Origin of the sequence: Paracoccus caeni, assembly GCF_016629665.1 — a bacterium.
Taxonomy (GTDB): domain Bacteria; phylum Pseudomonadota; class Alphaproteobacteria; order Rhodobacterales; family Rhodobacteraceae; genus Paracoccus; species Paracoccus caeni.
This window is the reverse complement of record NZ_JAEPRQ010000016.1, coordinates 1-16,994: the sequence shown is the minus strand read 5'-3', so window position 1 is coordinate 16,994 and position 16,994 is coordinate 1. Positions and strand designations below refer to the sequence as shown.

Below are 16,994 nucleotides of genomic sequence, written 5' to 3'. Positions count from 1 at the left end.
ACAAGCTGAAAAACAGCCGCCGGCTGGCAAACCGCTACAACAAAACTGCAGACAGTTTCCTCGGCTTCGTAGACGTCGCCTGCATCAGGCTATGGCTCCGCCATTCGTCAACATGACCTAGAAATGATTGGCGGGCGGAGAGATGCCGTCTATTGGTTGGATGCGGTCGCTTTCCATATGAGCGCTATACCATGATCTGTGACATACAGGAACACCGTCGAGGCTTGCTTGGTGCATCTTTGATGCAAGGCCAACGAACCTTCCGTCCGCATTGCCGGCACGATCGTCAAGACCGGCATACCTTGGCAGGCTCAGTCCCGGGAACAGATACGTTGCCAGCGCGACTGGGCGGGGGGTGTTAAAGCGCTCGGAGCGTCGCCGGAAAGCTGGATCACGGCTGATCTGTCTGCACAAGCCAGCGATAACCGATCCCCGCTTCGGTGTGGATTTGGACGGGGCCGTCAGCGGTCAAGGCTAGTTTCTGACGCAACTGTCCGATGAAAACCCTGAGGTAGGGGACATCTTCGACATGGGCCGGGCCCCAGACTTTTTGCAGAAGCTGTCGGTGAGTCAGGACGCGGCCGGGATTGTCGGCAAGGGCGATCAGAAGCTGAAACTCTTTCGGGGTCAGGCGGATCAAGGTGCCAGCAAGGCGAACCTCATGCGCGGCGCGGTCGATTTCCAGGTTGTCCCAGCTCAGCACATCCTGCTGACCGACCGTGCGGCGGGGGCGCAGGCAGACGCGGATGCGGGCCAGAAGTTCGCCGATGGCGAAGGGTTTTGACACGAAATCATCGGCGCCGAGGTCCAGCGCCATAATCTTTTCCATTTCCTGATCATGCGCGGATAGCACGATCACCGGCACGGTGCCGTCGTCTCGCAGGACCTCGATGACCGATTTGCCATCCATATCGGGCAGGCCAAGGTCCAGAATGATAAGGTCGGGTCGCGCGCTACGATACTGCTGTAATCCGTCACGCCCGGTCACGGCCTCGATCGTGCGATAACCCGACGCATTCAGCGCATGGGTCAGGAATCGCTGAATTTGCGGTTCGTCATCAACGATCAGGATTAGGGGCTGCGAGGGTTCGGGCATTTTAGCTCAGACATCGGTTGTGGAAGAAGCGGCAAGCGGCAGGTTTATCGTCAGAATGGCACCGCCGCCGTCGCGGGTCGAGGCGGACAGATGGCCGCCAAGGGTGCGGGCGATGCCTTTGCTGATCGGCAGACCAAGCCCACGACTGCCGGGCGCTGCATGCAGCGTGTCGCCATGCAACCAGTCGGCCAACGGTTGTGGCAGACCCGGGCCGCGGTCGGCGATGGACAACGAAAGCGTGTCGCCCTCGACAAGACCCGACAACAGGATCGGGCCATCACTATATTTGACCGCGTTTTCCAGCAGATTGATCAGGCCCTGTTCCAGCAATGCAGCCTCGGCGCGGATCATCGGCAGGTCGTCAGGCAGGTCGGCGGCGATGACCGCTTGCGGATTGATCCGTGTCACCCGTTCGATCGCGTCGCGGGCGATGTCGGCGGCGTCCACCCATGCGGTGCGCAGCCTGCCGCCCAGTTCAAGGCGGGTCATTTGCAGCAGGTTTGTCACGTATTGGCTAAGCCGTTCGGCCTCTTCGCTGGCGGCTGACAGCAGATCTTGCTGCGCCTCGGGCGGCAGGGCGCGGCCCAGATCGCGCAAGGTGGTGACCGAACCAAGGATCGTTGCCAGCGGCGTTCGCAGATCGTGCGACAAGGATGCCAGAAGCGCCGCGCGCTGGCCGCTGGCTTCGGCGCGTTGGCGTTCAGCCTCGGCTGTTTGGGCGAAAGCGAGGCGTTGCAATGCCATTTCGGTCTGGTGGCGGATCACGCCGATGGCCTCTTCCCGGTAGGACAGATCGGCAAGCGAGCTGTCCAGCCGCTGATGGCCCAGCACATGCAAAGCGTTCTGGCCACTATTCAGGGGCACGAAGGTGAAGGGCGACCCGTTCCAGCCGCGCGCGGCGGCGTATTCGATACGGCTGTGGCGCAGGGCACCGTCGGCGGCTTGCAGATCGGCGCCGGTCGGCTGCAACCCTTCGGGACTGGCGGCAAGCAGGGCAAGACCCTGATCGCCATCGCGGGTCAGGATCATCGCAGGCCCGCCCGCGACGCGGCCAAGATGCGTCAGCGCGGCTTGCAGAACCGTTTCAGGTCGGTCCGCCCGGATCAGGTCGGCCGAGACTTCTGACAGCACCGTCAGCACCGCCGCCCGCCCTTCTGCCGCATCGCGCTGTTCGCGGAGGCGGCCGGTCATCAAACCCGTCAGTCCAGCGACCAGAAGAAAGGCGGCCAGCGTCACCAGATCCTGCGGATGGCTGACGAACAGCGTGAAATGCGGCGCGGCAAACAGGAAGTTCAGCAGGAAAAAGGCCAATGCCGCGCTGAACAGCCCCGGCCAGAACCCGCGTTGCACGGCAGAAATCAGGACCGCCGTGATGAAGAACATCGCCGGCGCGGTTTCCCCCAACACATCGCGCAGAAGCCATGCGATCCCCGCGGCTACCGCTACGATCAGCGTGGCATAGGCCAGATCGCGCGGGCGGGGTGCGATCATGGCGCGGGCTTTTGTCGGAGGGGCGATAGGGGCGGTCATGGCCTTATCTGCTCGTGCGCGGGCGGGCTTGTCCACAATCTTTACGACTTCCTTACGGCCAGCGGCACAATTCCCTGTCGTATCCTTACGCGCCGATGCGCAGGTTGCCGTCTTCACCGATCCTGCTGCTTGCGTTGAGAGCTTATCCGATGACCATGACCGACACCGCCACCCCCCTTTCGGGCCTTGATACGCATCACGGCACCCATGGTGGCCAGACACAGACATCTTTGCCCGCCCTGTCACTGGCGGCGCTTGGCGTGGTCTATGGCGATATCGGCACCTCGCCGCTTTATGCGTTCCGCGAGGCGATGCATGCCACCGGCGCCTCGCATGGCAGCGTCATTCGCGAGGATGTCTTGGGCGTTCTGTCGCTGGTCACATGGGCGCTGCTGCTGATTGTTACAGTGAAATACGTGCTGATCTTGCTGCGTATGGACAATGAAGGCGAAGGCGGCACGCTGTCCCTGCTGGCTTTGATCCAGCGGACCAGCAAAGCGCCGTCCACATGGGTCGTTCTGCTGGCCCTGCTGGGCGCGGCGCTGTTCTATGGCGATGCGGCGATCACGCCCGCAGTGTCGGTTCTGTCGGCGGTTGAAGGGCTGAAGCTGGTGACGCCCGCGCTAGAGCCGTGGATCCTGCCCATCGCCATAGGCATCATCTTCGGGCTGTTTCTGGTCCAGCATCGCGGCACCGATGCGGTGGCGCGCTATTTTGGGCCGATCACACTGGTCTGGTTCATCGTCATGGCCGCGGGCGGTCTGTGGCGGATCGGCGAAGCGCCCGAGGTTCTGGTCGCGCTTAGCCCGGGCTATGCGATCAGCTTCATGCTGCAAAACGGTTTGCTGGGCATGGTCGTACTTGGGTCGGTCTTTCTGGCGGTGACCGGGGCCGAGGCGCTTTATGCCGATATGGGCCATTTCGGGCGCAGGCCGATTCAGCTTGCTTGGTGTGTGGTCGCGCTGCCCGCGCTGCTGCTGAACTATTTCGGGCAAGGCGCACTGGTTCTGTCGAATCCGCAGGCAATCGGCAATCCGTTCTTTCTGCTGTTTCCTGATTGGGCACTGATCCCGGTGGTCTTCCTTGCGGCGATAGCGACCGTGATCGCCTCGCAAGCGGTGATTTCGGGGGCGTTTTCGCTGACCCAGCAGGCGATCCAGCTTCGGTTGCTGCCGCGAATGCGGATCCGGCATACGTCGGATGAACATCAGGGGCAGATTTTCATGCCGGGCGTGAACGTTGCCCTGATGCTGGGGGTGATGTTGCTGGTGGTCAGTTTTGGCAGCTCGTCTGCGCTGGCCTCGGCCTATGGGATCAGCGTGACCGGGACGATGGTGATCACGGCGAAGCTGGCCATTCTGGTTGCATATCGCCTCTGGCGGATGCCGCTGTGGCTGGCGATCCTGATGATTGCGCCGTTTCTTGTGATGGAGCTGGCCTTCTTTGCCGCCAATATGGCGAAGGTGCTGGATGGTGGCTGGCTGACGCTGGGCATTGCGGCGGCGATTGCCACGCTGATGCTGTCGTGGCGGCGGGGCCGGCAGATCCTGTATGAAAAGGACCGTGAGGCGGAAACGCCGCTGGAAACCCTGCTGCGGCAGCTTGATTCAGATTCGATCGCCACGGTTGCCGGGACGGCGGTTTACCTGTCGCCCAACCCGGACCTGATGCCCGGCGCGCTGCTGCACAGCCTGAAGCATTTCCGCGCCCTGCACGAACAGAACGTCATCCTGACCATCACCACTGCCAACGTCCCCCGCATCCCCGAAGATGACCGGGTCGAGATCGAGGTGATCACCCCGCGTCTGCGTCGCGTCACCCTGACCTACGGCTATGCCGAGGAAACCGATATTCCGCGCGCGCTGATGCAATGCCGCCGGATGGGTTGGAAATTCGACATCATGTCGACCTCTTTCATCCTGTCGCGGCGGACGGTGCGGCTGTCGGCGCGGTCGCAGATGCCGCAATGGCAGGCGCGGCTGTTCATCCTGCTGTCGCGCAACGCGGCCGGGCTGTCCGATTATTTCCGCATTCCAGCGGGGCGGGTGGTTGAGCTTGGGACGCAGATCAATATCTGATCGCCAGCCCTTCATCCACCAACCAGTCGAGCGTCGCGTCGGTGGGACCGACAGGCCGGTATTCCGCGCCAAGGGGGCGGCTCCAGCCAAGAGCTTTCAGATGGGAGATGATGTGGCGATAGTCCAGTTCACCATGGTCTGGTGTGCCGCGATCAGGCACTGACGCGATCTGGATATGGCCGATGATCGGTAGGTGGCGTTCAAGCCTGCGGGTCAGGTCGCCTTCCATGATCTGCAGGTGGTAGCAGTCGAACATCATCCGCAGATTGCCATGCCCCGCACGCCGGATCAGTTCGGCTGCCTGATCCGAGCCCTGCAAGAAATAGCCCGGCGCGTCGTAGTGGTTCAGCGGCTCGATCAGGATCGTGAGGTCCGGGGCGGTGGTGCAGGCGTAGTCCAGATTGGCCAGAAATGCGGCTTCTGCTTCGCGCCCCTGAGCAAAGCCCGCCATGACGTGAACGCTGCCGCAGCCAATCGCGCGGGCATAGCGGATGGCGCGGTCGATTTCGACTCTCGCCTCGGATCTGCGATCCGGCAGGGCGGCAAGGCCGTTTTCACCCGGCTGCCCGCGCAAGGTGTTCAGCCCCAGCATCGGCAGCCCGGTTTCATCAAGCGCCGCGCGCACCGCCGCCGGATCGTGGTCATAGGGCCAGTGGCACTCTACGGCGTCAAAACCCGCCGCATGGGCCGCGCGGATGGCATCGGGCAAGGGCAGATCGGCCCAAAGAAAGCCCAGATTGGCCGAAAAGCGCGTCATGCGTCGCCCCAAGCGACATCGTGAATGCGCACCAGTTCCGCGACCTGTTCAGCGTTCAGCATGTTGGGCGTGGCGCCGCGCAGTAAAAGCGCCAGCCGGGCCGTTGCCTCAAGCTCTTCAATAGCGTTGCAGGCGCCTTCAAGATCAAGGCCAGCAACGACCGGCCCGTGATTGGCCAGCATCACCGCAGACCGTTTGCCCGCAAGGCCGCGCACCGCATCTCCGATAGCGGGATCGCCGGGGCGGAAATAGGGCAGCAACTTCACCCGCCCCAACTGCATGAAGGCATAGGGCGTGATCGGGGGCAGAAAATCCTGCGGATCGGTATCGGGCAGCGTCGACAATGCGACGGCATGACAAGAGTGCAGGTGAACCACCGCACCCGTACGACCCCGCGTTTCGTAGAATGCCGAATGCAAGGGCATTTCCTTGGTCGGTCGGTCACCGCCGATATGCTGGCCCGCCGCGTCGAAGCGCGACAGCCGCGCCGGGTCAAGACGGCCAAAGCTTGTGCCGGTGGGTGAGACCAGAAGCCCGCCATCTTCAGTCCGGGCGGAAATATTGCCCGTGGAACCTGCCGTCAGACCGCGATCGAACATCGACCGGGCAAGGTCGCAGATATGTTCGCGCAGGCGTGTCTCAGCGGTCATTCTGCGGTTCCTTCCAGCCGGGCGGCGGCCTTGGCAAAGAAATCATCTGACCCGAAATTACCCGATTTCAATGCCAGAACCAGATCGCCCGCGACCCTGACTGCGGGCACGCCCGGATCGATTTCTGGCCCGATTTCAAGCTGCGCGACTGCCAGCCCTTCGACAACTGCGCCTGAAGTTTCACCCCCTGCGGTAATCAGGCGCGTGGTCCCACCCGCGACAAGGAGACGCGCAGTTTCAGCGAAGAAGTCTTCAAGCCGGGCGGCTACCGTTTCGGTGCCGTGGCGTGACTGCACCTCACGAACCCGCTCGGGATCCGCGGAAGAATAAACCAGCGGCAGCCCGTTCTGCATCAGCGCCCATGCAGCGGCATCTTGCGGGGTTGTCACACCTGACAGAACCGCCTCGGGGTCCAGTTCCAGCGCGGGCGATCCTCCGTCGATATGATGGGCGACCTGACCCCGCGTTGCGCGAGAACAGGACCCTGACAAGACCGCCGCCTTGCCCGCTTGGCCTTGCCAGCCGGTCCGGTCCGCCGCCAACAGCCCTTGGTCGCGGAAGTTCTGCGGCAGCCCAAGAGCGATGCCCGAGCCGCCGGTCAGCAGCGGCAAATCGGCGACGGCACGGCCCAACGCCACCAGGTCCTGATCGCGGATCGCATCGGCAATGACGAAGGGACGACCCTTGGCGCTTTCGTCATCCAGCAGAGCGCGAATAGCCTCGGCGCCCTGCCAGACGGTCGCGGCCGGGATGTGCCCGACCATGTGGCGGGTCTGGCGGGACAGCCAGCGACGCAGATCGGGATCGGTCATTGGGGTCAGCGGATGGTTCTCCATCCCGCTTTCGTTCAGCAGCCGGTCACCGACGAACAGGTGACCCTGATAGATCGTCCGGCCTGCTGCCGGAAAGGCCGGACAGAAGATCACGCGATCCGCGCCCAAAGCGTCGGCCAGCGCTTCGGCCACCGGGCCGATATTGCCCTCAGGCGTGGAATCGAAGGTCGAGCAATATTTGAACAGAAACTGACGACAGCCCTGAGCCTTCAGCCAGTCCAGTGCCTCAAGCGACAGTTTAACCGCCTGATCCACCGGGATCGAACGCGATTTCAGCGCAACGATCCCCGCCTCGACATCCGGGGCGGCAGGGGTTTTTGGGGTGCCGCTATACTGAACGACGCGCATCCCCGCCTTGACCAGCGTATTGCCCAGATCGGAAGAGCCGGTGAAATCGTCACCGATACAGCCCAACAGCATCATGTGCCCTTTCGTTCAGTTCCAGTCGGTGACCACATCCTGCGCAAGCCGCAGCCGATACAATTCCGCGCCTTCGTCCAGATCGACATCGCCGCACAAGATCGCCTGACCCGCCCGAACATCGCGGCGAAGCCTCCGGCCAGAGGCCAGATAGTAGGGGATCGGTGCATCGTCCGACAGCGCCTTGGCCGGGGTCATCCTGGCCGAGACATTGGCGATGGTGTGGTGATGACCTTCGGCCAGCAGCAAAGTGCCTGCGGGCAGATCGGCATCGGCATGGGCGGTCAGGTCAATCACCGGGTGCGGCGTTTCCGCCCCCGAGGACACGCCCAGCAGCGCCGTTTCAAAGACCGAGGTTGCGGCCTCCAGCCCCAACAGGTGACGCGGCAGGCCGATCATTGCGGTCTTGCCGTTCCGCGCGACGACATGGCCCTTTTCGCGGAGCATCTGCCATGTTTCGTCGTCGCGGCAGGCGACGGTGACGAAGACGCCACCGGCAAAGCTGGGCTCTCCCGGAAGACGCAGGCAATGGAAGACATCAAGCTGACCATTACCGTTCAGCAACCCACCATCCGCTACCGGGGCCATCAGGTCGGCGATCTCGGTGATCCGCGCGATAGGCGCGTGGAAATCTGCGCGGTCGGGCGACATGCCAAGCGCATTGGCAACCACGGTCAGTTCGCACAGATCGGGCACTGCGCGTTGCGGCAGCGCCTGTGCCAGTTCGGCGCGCGCCTTCGCAATGTCGGGCCATGTGCGGTCGCCCGCCTCGATCCAGTCGCCGAAGCCGGGGGCCGGGATCGTCTGGCCGTTGCTGGTGATCATGTTTGAAGCCGGATCGAAGACGAAATCGTATTCGCTGGATTTGCCGGCGGCGATGATCTCTAGCCCGATGGCGTCGGCCCATGTGGCAAGGCCGATCAGCAGGCTGGGCTGATCGCCATCCACGGGTGAGACGACGCGGCCGCGTTCCTTGGCCATTCGCGCAAGGATCGGGCCGACGACACTGTCGGTTTCCTTGGTGACCATAATGACATGCTTGCCCGCCTCGATTGCGATGCGGGCATGGCGGGCACCGGCTTCGGGGTTGCCGGTGGCTTCAAGGACCACCTCGACCGGCAGATCGGCGACCACGGCCAGATCGGCGGCGGCAATGGATTGGCCTGCCTCCCAAGCCGCGCGAGCAGCGACGGGGTCGCGACATTCCGCGATCCGGGTCGGGTCGGTGCCAACCGATTGCAGGGCGGCAGCGGCGATGGCGGTGTCGCGATCCACCGCCACCCGGCAGCCAAGGCCCCTGACATGGCGGGCCTGCGCCAGAAAGCTGCGGCCGAAGCCGCCCGTTCCGACAATGGCGCATTCGACCTGACGGCTGCCTAGGCCCGCGAAGTAGCGAAGATGGTTCATTGATCGGCCCCTATTCTACCGGCTGCCTGCGGCGCAGACGGCTGCTGAGTTGCAGCGTCTTCGGCAGGACCAGCAGCGCCAGCGCGATCACCATGATCGAGGTCACCAGCGTGTTCGAGAAGAAGATATCCAGCGATCCGTTCGACAGGATCATCGACTGGTGGAAGGCGTTCTCGGCCTTGTGGCCAAGCACCATCGCCAGAACCAACGGCGCCAGCGGGTAATCAAGCTTGGTGAACAGATAGCCCACAAGCCCGAATAGCAGCACAAGCCACAGATCGAAGCTGGAGTTGGAGACCGTATAGGCGCCGACGAAGCAGATCACCACGATCATCGGCCCGATGATCGAGAACGGGATCCGCAGCAGGGCGGCGAACATCGGCACCGTTGCCAGAACAAGGATCACGCCGATCAGGTTCGACACATACATGCTGGCGATCAGGCCCCAGACGAAATCGGGCTTGGTCGCGAACAGCATCGGTCCCGGCGTCAGCCCCCAGATCATCAGCCCGCCCATCATCACCGCCGCCGTGGCCGAAGACGGCACGCCAAGCGCCAGCATCGGCAGCATGGCGCAGCTTCCGGCGCTGTGATCTGCGGTTTCGGGGGCGACGATGCCTTCGGGACGGCCGGTCCCGAAAGGCTCACCCTTGCGCGATGCCTGACGGGCGATGCCGTAGCTCATGAATGATGCAGCGGTCGGGCCGCCGGGCGTGATGCCCATCCAGATACCGATCAGGCCCGAACGGATCGTGGTCGCCCAGTAGCGTGGCAGTTCAGCGATAGTCTTGAACACGTCACGCAGATCGATGCGGGACGAGACGCCGCGGAAACGCAGACCTTCCTGCACCGTGGACAGCAATTCGCCGATGCCGAACAGGCCGATCACCACGACTAGGAAGCTGATCCCGCTCAGCAATTGGTCCAGCCCGAAGGTCAGCCGGATCTCTCCGGTTACGGTGTCCATGCCGACGGTCGCTAGCAAAAGCCCGGTGGTCAGCGACACCAGCGTTTTCGCCGGTGATGCGCTGCCCATGCCGATGAAGGCGGCGAAGGCCAGGAAATAGACGGCGAAATATTCCGGCGCGCCGAATTTCAGCGCAAAGTTCGATGCCCAGCCTGCCAGCAGCGTGATGACGATCACGCCGGTCAGTGCGCCGACGCCTGCCGACATGAAGGCCAGTGTCAGCGCGCGGGTGGATTCACCCTTTCGCGCCATTGGATAGCCGTCGAATGTCGTGGCGACGGAACTTGGCTCGCCCGGAATGTTGAACAGGATCGATGTGGTCGAGCCGCCAAACAGCGCCCCCCAATACATCGACGACAGCAGAATGATCGCTGAGGTCGGGTCCAGCGCAAAGGTCAGCGGGATCAGCAGCGACACGCCATTCGGCGCGCCAAGGCCCGGCAGCACACCAACGACTAGCCCCATCAGCACGCCACCCACCATCAACAGCAGGTGCATCGGCGTGATGGCGACGCCGAAGCCATGCATCAACAGGTCGAAATTGCCCATGATTCAGCGCCTTTCCTAGTAGATGCCCAGAAGGGGTTCGATTGGCCCCTTCAGCAGCGGAATTTTGAAGATCGTCTCGAAGATGACGTATTGAACCACGGTGAAGACAATCCCGATGGTCAGCGATTTCCACAGCGGATAGCCGCCCTGACGCCACGCGCTCCACGCGATGTAACCAGCCGAGGCGACATAGACGCCCAAGGTCAGCGTCGCGATGACAAAGCCCGTCATCGCCGCAAGGAAGGTGCCGATCCGGCCCAGATTTTCGCGCGGCAGAAACGGTTCTTCGATCTCGCCCGAGGCACGTTCCTGCACCATCGCATCGCGATGTTTCACAAAGGCGCGCATCAGGTTCCAAAGGCTTGCGCCGATCAGGACCAGCCCGACATAGAAGGGGAAATAGCCCGGCTGCGGGCCGCTTTCTTCCCAACCGAAGCCCAGTTCGGAAGCGCCGATGACAGCGGCAAGGCCAACCCCTGCCGTCACAAGGGCGGTGCCGATTTCGGCGTGGAAACGTCTGACGGTCATGGCTGTTCCTTTCCGCCTGCGGATCAGGCAAAGGTCATCCCTCTGCCTCGTTCAACTTGCAGGCCCACGGATTGTCTCCGCAGGCCCACGGCGATTGGTGAAGCTTATTCGGCTGCGGTCCAGCCTTCCGCCTGGAAGACCTTCACGGTGCTGTCTTCGTTCTTCTGGATGAAGTCGGCAAGCTCATCACCCACCAGAACGGCCCCGGTTTGCGAGGTCTTGGTCAGATAATCCTGCCATTCCGGGGTTTCGGCAACCTTGGTCATCGCGTCCTGATAATAGGCCACAACCTCGGGGTCCGTGTCTTTGGGCAGCCAGACCGTGCGCGGCATCTGATAGCTTTCGATGTCCAGACCGGCTTCCGAACAGGTCGGAATGTCGTGCCAGCCCATCTCGCCGCTGATCGGCTCGCTTTCGGCCATGCGCTGCGGCGCGAAGACGCAAAGCGGGCGCACCGCGCCTGCCTGCCACTGGCCGACATTTTCGTTCGGGTTGTTCACATTGGCCGCGATATGGCCGCCTGCAAGCTGCACGCCAACTTCGCCGCCGCCATTGAAGGGCACATAGCGGAAATCCGCTCCGGTCGTCTGTTCGATCAGCGCGACTAGCGTTTCATCGGTATCTTTCGACTGGCTGCCACCGAACACGATTGTCCCGGGCGCTTCCTTGGCCGCGTCGATCAGATCGGTGATCGTTTCATAGGGGCTGTCGGCTTTGACCCAGACCAGAAACTCATCCAACGCAAGCGCTGCGACCGGCTGCAAATCCTCGGTCGTATAGGCCAGCTTTGCCACATAGGGCAGAAGATAGACGTTGTTCGTCGCAAAGATCAGCTTGTTCGGATCGCCTGCGTTCTGGCGGGCGTACAGAAACGCCTCGGCCCCCGAGCCGCCGCCCTTGTTCAGCACGACCATCGGCGCATCGACGATGTCGTTGCGGGTCAGTGCCGACTGGATCGTGCGGGCAAAGTTATCGCTGCCACCGCCTGCGCCGGACGCGACGACGAATTCGACGGGACGGTTGGGCGCCCATTCGGCCATTGCCGGTGCCGCCGCCATGACGGCGGTGGCAGCCAGCAATGCTGTCTTGATCTTGGTCATGTGTCTCTCCTCCACTGGTGCGCCCCTCGTTGGCGGGGCAAATGTCTTGAATGGCGGCCTATTCGGCCACCATCGCGCTGGCCCCGACCTCTTCGGTCGCCCAGCCCTGCGGCAACGGCTGTGTGCCATCCCGCTTGGGGTTCAGCTTCGCCAGGTCGGTGCCAAGACGTGCAGCCGCCAGCGTGGCGCCCAGATCGGCCTTGCCCTGTCCCGCAATGTCGAAGGCGGTGCCGTGGGCGGGGGTCACAATCGGGAAGCCATAGCCCGCGATCAGCGTCACGCCGCGGTCGAAGCCGATCAGCTTCATCGCGATCTGACCCTGATCGTGATACATGGTCAGCACGGCATCGAATTCGCCGCGCGTAGCGCGCACGAAGACGGTATCAGACGGGATCGGGCCTTTGGCAGGGATACCTTCGGCCACAGCCGCCTCGACCGCCGGGGCGATGATGTCGTCGTCTTCATGGCCAAAGTTGCGGCCATCGCCAGCATGGGGGTTCAGCGCCGCAACGCCAATCCGCGCGCCGGGTTTACCGGCACCGGCCATCACCTCGGCCGTCAGGCGCAAGCTGTTCAGAATGCGCTCGGTGCTGAGCGTTTCGGCCACCTTGCGCAGCGGAATATGCGAGGTGACGCGGGCGTTCCAGACCTCGTCCAGCACGTTGAATTCGCGACCGCTGCGATCCGCCGACAGCGCCTTGTCGATGAAGCCGATCTCATCGACATAGCTGGGCCGCGCGAGCCGCATCGAGTGTTTGTTATAGGGAGTGAACATCACCGCATCGGCGATGCCGGAATGGGCCAGCCGCAGAACGGCGGCGAAGTTTTGAAGCGAGGCCGCGCCGGTTTCCGGGCTGGACACGCCCAGCGTCACACGATCCGCAGGGCAGTTCGCCAGATCGACCAGAACCGGACCGGAAGGCAGATCGCCAGTAACAGCATCGGTTGCGATAACCGGCAGCTCCAGCGTCACGCCCGCGTGTTTCGCGCCCATTTGCAGGACGGTTGCATCGCCGACCACGATCACATCGCGGCCCTGCATATCCTCATGCGCCAGCAGTTTGGCCGCCAGTTCGGGGCCGACGCCCCCTGCATCCCCAATCGCGAGTGCAATACGCATCTGCGAATCCTCCATTCAGAGTTCTGTATACAATATTTAACATCCAGTCCAGTTCTTTGTCCCTTGAATCAAGGCTCAAGGCGGCGGTCGTCCAGATCGGATGCAGCTTCCTTCCGCCGCCGCAGAGCAGGTCTGCGGCGGATTATTTCATGCCGTCGTGAGGGGCTGGTTCAGCCCTGCGCCAGTTCTCTGGCGATCACCCTTGCGCAGAGGGCCAGCGAGATGGCCCCTGCATCGGGATGGCCGACGCTGCGTTCCGCCAAAGGACGGGCGCGGCCCAGTTTCGGGGTCAGGCTGGCGGTTGCATCCGCAGCCTCGGTTGCGGTTGCGGCGGCTTGCGCCCAGGCGGTCGGGAGATCCTGCCCGCTATCCGTCGCGGCGCGAAGGCTTTCGACGAAGGGGGCAAAGGCATCGACCAAGGTCTTGTCGCCGATCTTCGCACCGCCAAGGCGGACCACCGCGTCTAACCCGTCCGATGCGCCTTTTGCGACGGTAGCGGCGTCGGGTGCGGATTGATCAGACAAGGCTTGCCCCCAAGCCCGCAAAGCCACGCCCCACAATGCGCCGGATGTGCCGCCCGCTCGATCGGCCCATGCGTCACCAGCCAGCGACAGCACGGTCGCCGCCCCGGCGCCAGCCTCTGCCGCTTTCATCGCCGCAGATGCCGCAGCGGCAGACCCGCGCGCCATGCCCTGACCATGATCGCCGTCACCGGCCTGCGCATCGATCCGGCCCAGTTCTTCTTCAGCCTCGGCCAGCGCCTCTGCCAGCCGCAGTATCAGAGCCGCGATGCAGGCACCGGATTTTTGCGATTCAGGTGATGCAGGTGGGATTGCAGCCTCGACCTCCGCCACCGCTTCGACCCGTTCGCCCGCAACCTGCGGCGCAACGACGCCACGGCGGAAGGCCGGGGCGTCTGCGGGGGCGGACCAGTATTCCTCAAGCCCGTCATCCAGCCATGTGATCGTCAGCGAACACCCGGCCATATCCAGACTGGTCACGAATTCACCAACTTCAGGCTGAACCGGAGTCAATCCGGCAGCGTCCAGCAGACCCGTCAGGTGGTGCCACAGCACGAACAGCTCTTCATACTTCGTGCGACCAAGCCCGTTCAGGACCACCGCCACGCGCCCGTCGTGATTGTCGGGGCGCTCTGCCAGCAGCGGCTCCAGCAGCATCCGCGCCAGTTCGGCGGCGGGGACCATCTTTTCGTTGCGAATGCCGGGTTCGCCGTGAATGCCAAGGCCCATGCCGATCTGGCCGGTCTCGACCGTGAACAGCGGCGCGGCCTGACCCGGCAACGTGCAGCCATCGAAGGCCACCCCGAAAGACACGGTGGCGCGGTTCGCGCGATCCGCGACCTCCATCACCGCATCAAGGTCCAGCCCGGCTTCGGCAGCGGCCCCGGCGATCTTGAAAACCGCCAGATCGCCCGCCACACCGCGACGTTTCGGTTGTTCTGCGCGCGGCGCACTGGCTACGTCATCGGTGACGGCCAGAATGCGCGCATCGATCCCTTCCGCGCGAAGACGCTCGGCTGCAGCGCCGAAGTTTAGAACGTCGCCCGCATAATTGCCAAAGCCAAGGATCAACCCGCCGCCCCGGTTGGCGGCCTTCGCGACGCCATAAACCCACGCAGTCGAGGGCGAGGCGAAAACATCGCCTGCCACGGCGGCATCCGCCAGTCCCGCACCAACATAGCCCAGAAAGGCCGGATAATGGCCCGAGCCACCACCGATCACCAGCGCAACCTTGCCCTGATTACCCGGCGCGGCACGTACGGCGCCATGCGGCACGGCGGCCACGCGATCAACATTGGCGGCGCAGAAGCCCGCCAGCGCGGTCGCGGCGAATTCGTCCGGCTGGTCAAACACTTTGGTCATGTGCGGATAGTCCCTCCCGGCAGGATCGTTCTGATATAGTCGCGGTTCGCGGCGCTGATTGACAGCCCGTCGCCGCCATAATGTTCCACCAGAAACGGACTGTCGAAGCCCAGTTCCAAGGCCCGGCGGATCGCCGCACGCCAGTTGATCGTGCCCCCCAGCAACGGCGCCGGGTGAGTCATCACCAGACCCGAGGGATCTTCGATCCGGTAGTAGTTCTTTACATGCCAGTAACCGGCATAAGGGGCGCAAAGCTCGATCATCTCTGCCCAAGGCTCGACCGGGCGATGCAGGCGGATCAGATTGCCGATATCGATATTCAGCCTGACCGAGGGATGGTTGACCTCGCTCACGAAACGCACCGCATCACGGGCGCTGCCCAGATAAGTGTCTTCGTACATTTCCAGAGCGATACGGACGCCGCAGCTTTCGGCATGCTGGCCCAGTTCACGAATCCGGTCCACCGCCAGACGGTAGACATCCGGATCATCGGGGTTCTGCACCCCCTGCTCGGTCCAAAACCACAGCGCCTTCATCTGGCTGGGGGATAGCGGGCCGAAGAAACCAAAGCTGACATGGCCGATGCCAAGTTGTGCTGCGGTATCGATGACCCGGTGGCTATAGGCCAGATATTCGCCGCCATGTTCAGGATCAATGACACTGCGCCGCGCGGTCGAGATCGCCGGGATGGACAGCCCCAACCCGTCGCAGATCGACAGAAATTCAGACAGGCGCGCGGGTTCCAGATCTGCGATGCGAAGCCATGAATCGGTCGGATCGACGGCATCGAAGCTGGCATCCGCCACCTGGGCCAAATTTTGCTCCCAGACCTCGGGGCGGGCATCCTGAACCAGATCGCCATTCGGCAATTTACCCGGAAACGGGATCATCGCCGCCGCGATCGGCCATGTCTCTGCTGTCCAGCGCTGCTCCACCCGGATTTCCCCCGTTCGATTCCCGCTCCTGCCGCTTCGCTAGCATGCTGCAAAATGATAATCAAGTATTCTGTATACAGCCTTCAGAACGCATGATTGACTTACGAAGCGGCTGCGCTTAGCCATTTGTAGGTATTGTCGAGGAGATTATGCAGCGTGGCCAATTCCCAGATGCCGGTCGGTTCAGACATCGAGATCAGGATCGAGCGGCAATCACTGCATGACGCGATCCTGTCGCGGTTGCGCGACATGATCATCGAAGGGCATCTGCCCCCCGGCGCACGGTTGAACGAGGGGCATCTGGGCGCGCAGCTTGGCGTGTCGCGGACCCCGCTGCGCGAGGCAATCAAGTTTCTGGCAAGCGAAGGACTGGTCGAATTGGTGCCCAGCCGGGGAGCGCTGGTGAAGCAGTTCGGTGCCAAAGAAGTGCGCGACATGCTGCAGGTCATCAGCACGCTTGAACAATTCGCCGGGCGACTGGCTTGCGAGGTCGCAACAGCGCAGGGCATCGCAGAAATACGGGCGCTGCACGACGAGATGTTGGCCTGCTATCGCCGGGGCGACAGGCTGGATTACTACAAGCTGAATCAAGAGATCCACACGGCCATCGTCGCCTTGGCAGACAATGGCGCATTGTCGGAAGTACATGCCCGATTGCAGACCCGCCTGAAGCGCATCCGTTTCATCGGCCATGAAGGCCCCGAGAAATGGGCCAATGCCGTAGCCGAGCACGAAGAGATGATACTCGCCCTAGAGGCCCGCGACGCCAACCGGCTGGCCGCAATCCTGGCTGAGCATCTGAAGCGCGCGTGGGATCGCGTCCGGGACGGGCTGGGTGGTTAACGCCAGGCACCATGCTTAGCGGACACGGTCAATCATAATGGACATGGCTCAGCGAGTTACATCGCGGCTTATGCCTGGTGCCAACCTACCCTCAGACTGACGCGACACGCCGATGATCTGGGTTGAAGTGAAACGGCTCTTCTTCATTGGGATGCCTTTGTCCACCGTGCTGGGGAAAAGGCGATGCGCCATTCTTCAGAGCTTCGCTGATGCACACAGGACAGAGTCGAATTGTTCCACGATCAAGCGTTTCGGTATTCATTACCTCTCCGCCGACGAGGTACCGCATGCTGGAGGT

15 protein-coding genes and 1 pseudogene are annotated in these 16,994 nt (G+C 62.9%); 4 read left to right on the top strand and 12 right to left on the bottom strand.

Going from position 1 to position 16,994, the window contains the following annotated elements; translation table 11 throughout:
- Window positions 1-116: pseudogene (locus tag JJJ17_RS20080) on the top strand (IS5/IS1182 family transposase); the annotation flags it as partial.
- Between the two features lie 275 nt (window positions 117-391).
- On the opposite strand, the gene JJJ17_RS20075 reads toward JJJ17_RS20080, so the two are convergent.
- On the bottom strand, window positions 392-1,096 hold the full coding sequence (locus JJJ17_RS20075) for a response regulator (protein ID WP_200689676.1): 705 nt from the start codon (window positions 1,094-1,096) through the stop codon (window positions 392-394).
- Window positions 1,097-1,102: 6 nt separating this feature from the next.
- On the bottom strand, window positions 1,103-2,626 hold the full coding sequence (locus JJJ17_RS20070) for a sensor histidine kinase (protein WP_200689674.1): 1,524 nt from the start codon (window positions 2,624-2,626) through the stop codon (window positions 1,103-1,105).
- 149 nt (window positions 2,627-2,775) lie between these two features.
- Between JJJ17_RS20070 and JJJ17_RS20065 the strand changes: the two genes are divergently transcribed.
- Window positions 2,776-4,704, top strand: coding sequence for a potassium transporter Kup (locus JJJ17_RS20065; RefSeq protein WP_234464235.1), 1,929 nt, complete (start codon window positions 2,776-2,778; stop codon window positions 4,702-4,704).
- Here JJJ17_RS20065 and JJJ17_RS20060 read toward each other — a convergent pair.
- From JJJ17_RS20060 to JJJ17_RS20015, 10 genes are all read right to left on the bottom strand, one after another.
- Window positions 4,694-5,461, bottom strand: coding sequence for a hydroxypyruvate isomerase family protein (locus JJJ17_RS20060; protein WP_200689672.1), 768 nt, complete (start codon window positions 5,459-5,461; stop codon window positions 4,694-4,696). The two genes, JJJ17_RS20065 and JJJ17_RS20060, sit on opposite strands and share 11 nt — an antisense overlap.
- Entirely contained in the window at window positions 5,458-6,111 is a 654-nt protein-coding gene (otnC, locus tag JJJ17_RS20055; RefSeq protein ID WP_200689667.1) for a 3-oxo-tetronate 4-phosphate decarboxylase, read from the bottom strand. Before otnC ends, JJJ17_RS20060 begins: the two co-directional genes overlap by 4 nt.
- Window positions 6,108-7,364, bottom strand: a complete 1,257-nt coding sequence (otnK, locus tag JJJ17_RS20050) for a 3-oxo-tetronate kinase (protein WP_200689682.1) — start codon at window positions 7,362-7,364, stop codon at window positions 6,108-6,110. The genes otnC and otnK overlap by 4 nt, the downstream gene beginning before the upstream one ends.
- A gap of 15 nt (window positions 7,365-7,379) precedes the next feature.
- Window positions 7,380-8,771, bottom strand: a complete 1,392-nt coding sequence (locus JJJ17_RS20045) for an NAD(P)H-dependent oxidoreductase (RefSeq protein WP_200689666.1) — start codon at window positions 8,769-8,771, stop codon at window positions 7,380-7,382.
- A gap of 10 nt (window positions 8,772-8,781) precedes the next feature.
- Complete coding sequence (locus tag JJJ17_RS20040; protein WP_200689665.1) at window positions 8,782-10,287, bottom strand: tripartite tricarboxylate transporter permease; 1,506 nt, start codon at window positions 10,285-10,287, stop codon at window positions 8,782-8,784.
- 15 nt (window positions 10,288-10,302) lie between these two features.
- Complete coding sequence (locus JJJ17_RS20035; RefSeq protein WP_200689663.1) at window positions 10,303-10,815, bottom strand: tripartite tricarboxylate transporter TctB family protein; 513 nt, start codon at window positions 10,813-10,815, stop codon at window positions 10,303-10,305.
- A gap of 104 nt (window positions 10,816-10,919) precedes the next feature.
- Window positions 10,920-11,915 carry a tripartite tricarboxylate transporter substrate binding protein gene (locus JJJ17_RS20030; protein WP_200689662.1) on the bottom strand — a complete coding sequence of 332 codons (996 nt, stop codon included), beginning with the start codon at window positions 11,913-11,915 and terminating at the stop codon, window positions 10,920-10,922.
- Between the two features lie 58 nt (window positions 11,916-11,973).
- Complete coding sequence (locus tag JJJ17_RS20025) at window positions 11,974-13,035, bottom strand: PdxA family dehydrogenase (RefSeq protein ID WP_200689657.1); 1,062 nt, start codon at window positions 13,033-13,035, stop codon at window positions 11,974-11,976.
- Between the two features lie 170 nt (window positions 13,036-13,205).
- Window positions 13,206-14,918 (bottom strand): dihydroxyacetone kinase family protein, encoded by a 1,713-nt coding sequence (locus JJJ17_RS20020; protein WP_200689656.1) that lies wholly within the window; start codon window positions 14,916-14,918, stop codon window positions 13,206-13,208.
- The gene (locus JJJ17_RS20015; RefSeq protein ID WP_325168848.1) at window positions 14,915-15,853 is read right to left on the bottom strand and encodes a sugar phosphate isomerase/epimerase family protein; all 939 of its coding nucleotides are present in this window, start codon (window positions 15,851-15,853) and stop codon (window positions 14,915-14,917) included. Before JJJ17_RS20015 ends, JJJ17_RS20020 begins: the two co-directional genes overlap by 4 nt.
- A gap of 156 nt (window positions 15,854-16,009) precedes the next feature.
- On the opposite strand from JJJ17_RS20015, the gene JJJ17_RS20010 reads away from it, so the two are divergent.
- Together JJJ17_RS20010 and JJJ17_RS20475 are read left to right on the top strand one after the other, a co-directional pair.
- Entirely contained in the window at window positions 16,010-16,696 is a 687-nt protein-coding gene (locus JJJ17_RS20010; protein ID WP_325168847.1) for a GntR family transcriptional regulator, read from the top strand.
- 112 nt (window positions 16,697-16,808) lie between these two features.
- Window positions 16,809-16,994 (top strand): hypothetical protein (locus JJJ17_RS20475; protein WP_234464234.1); only part of this gene is annotated, 186 nt, incomplete at its 3' end.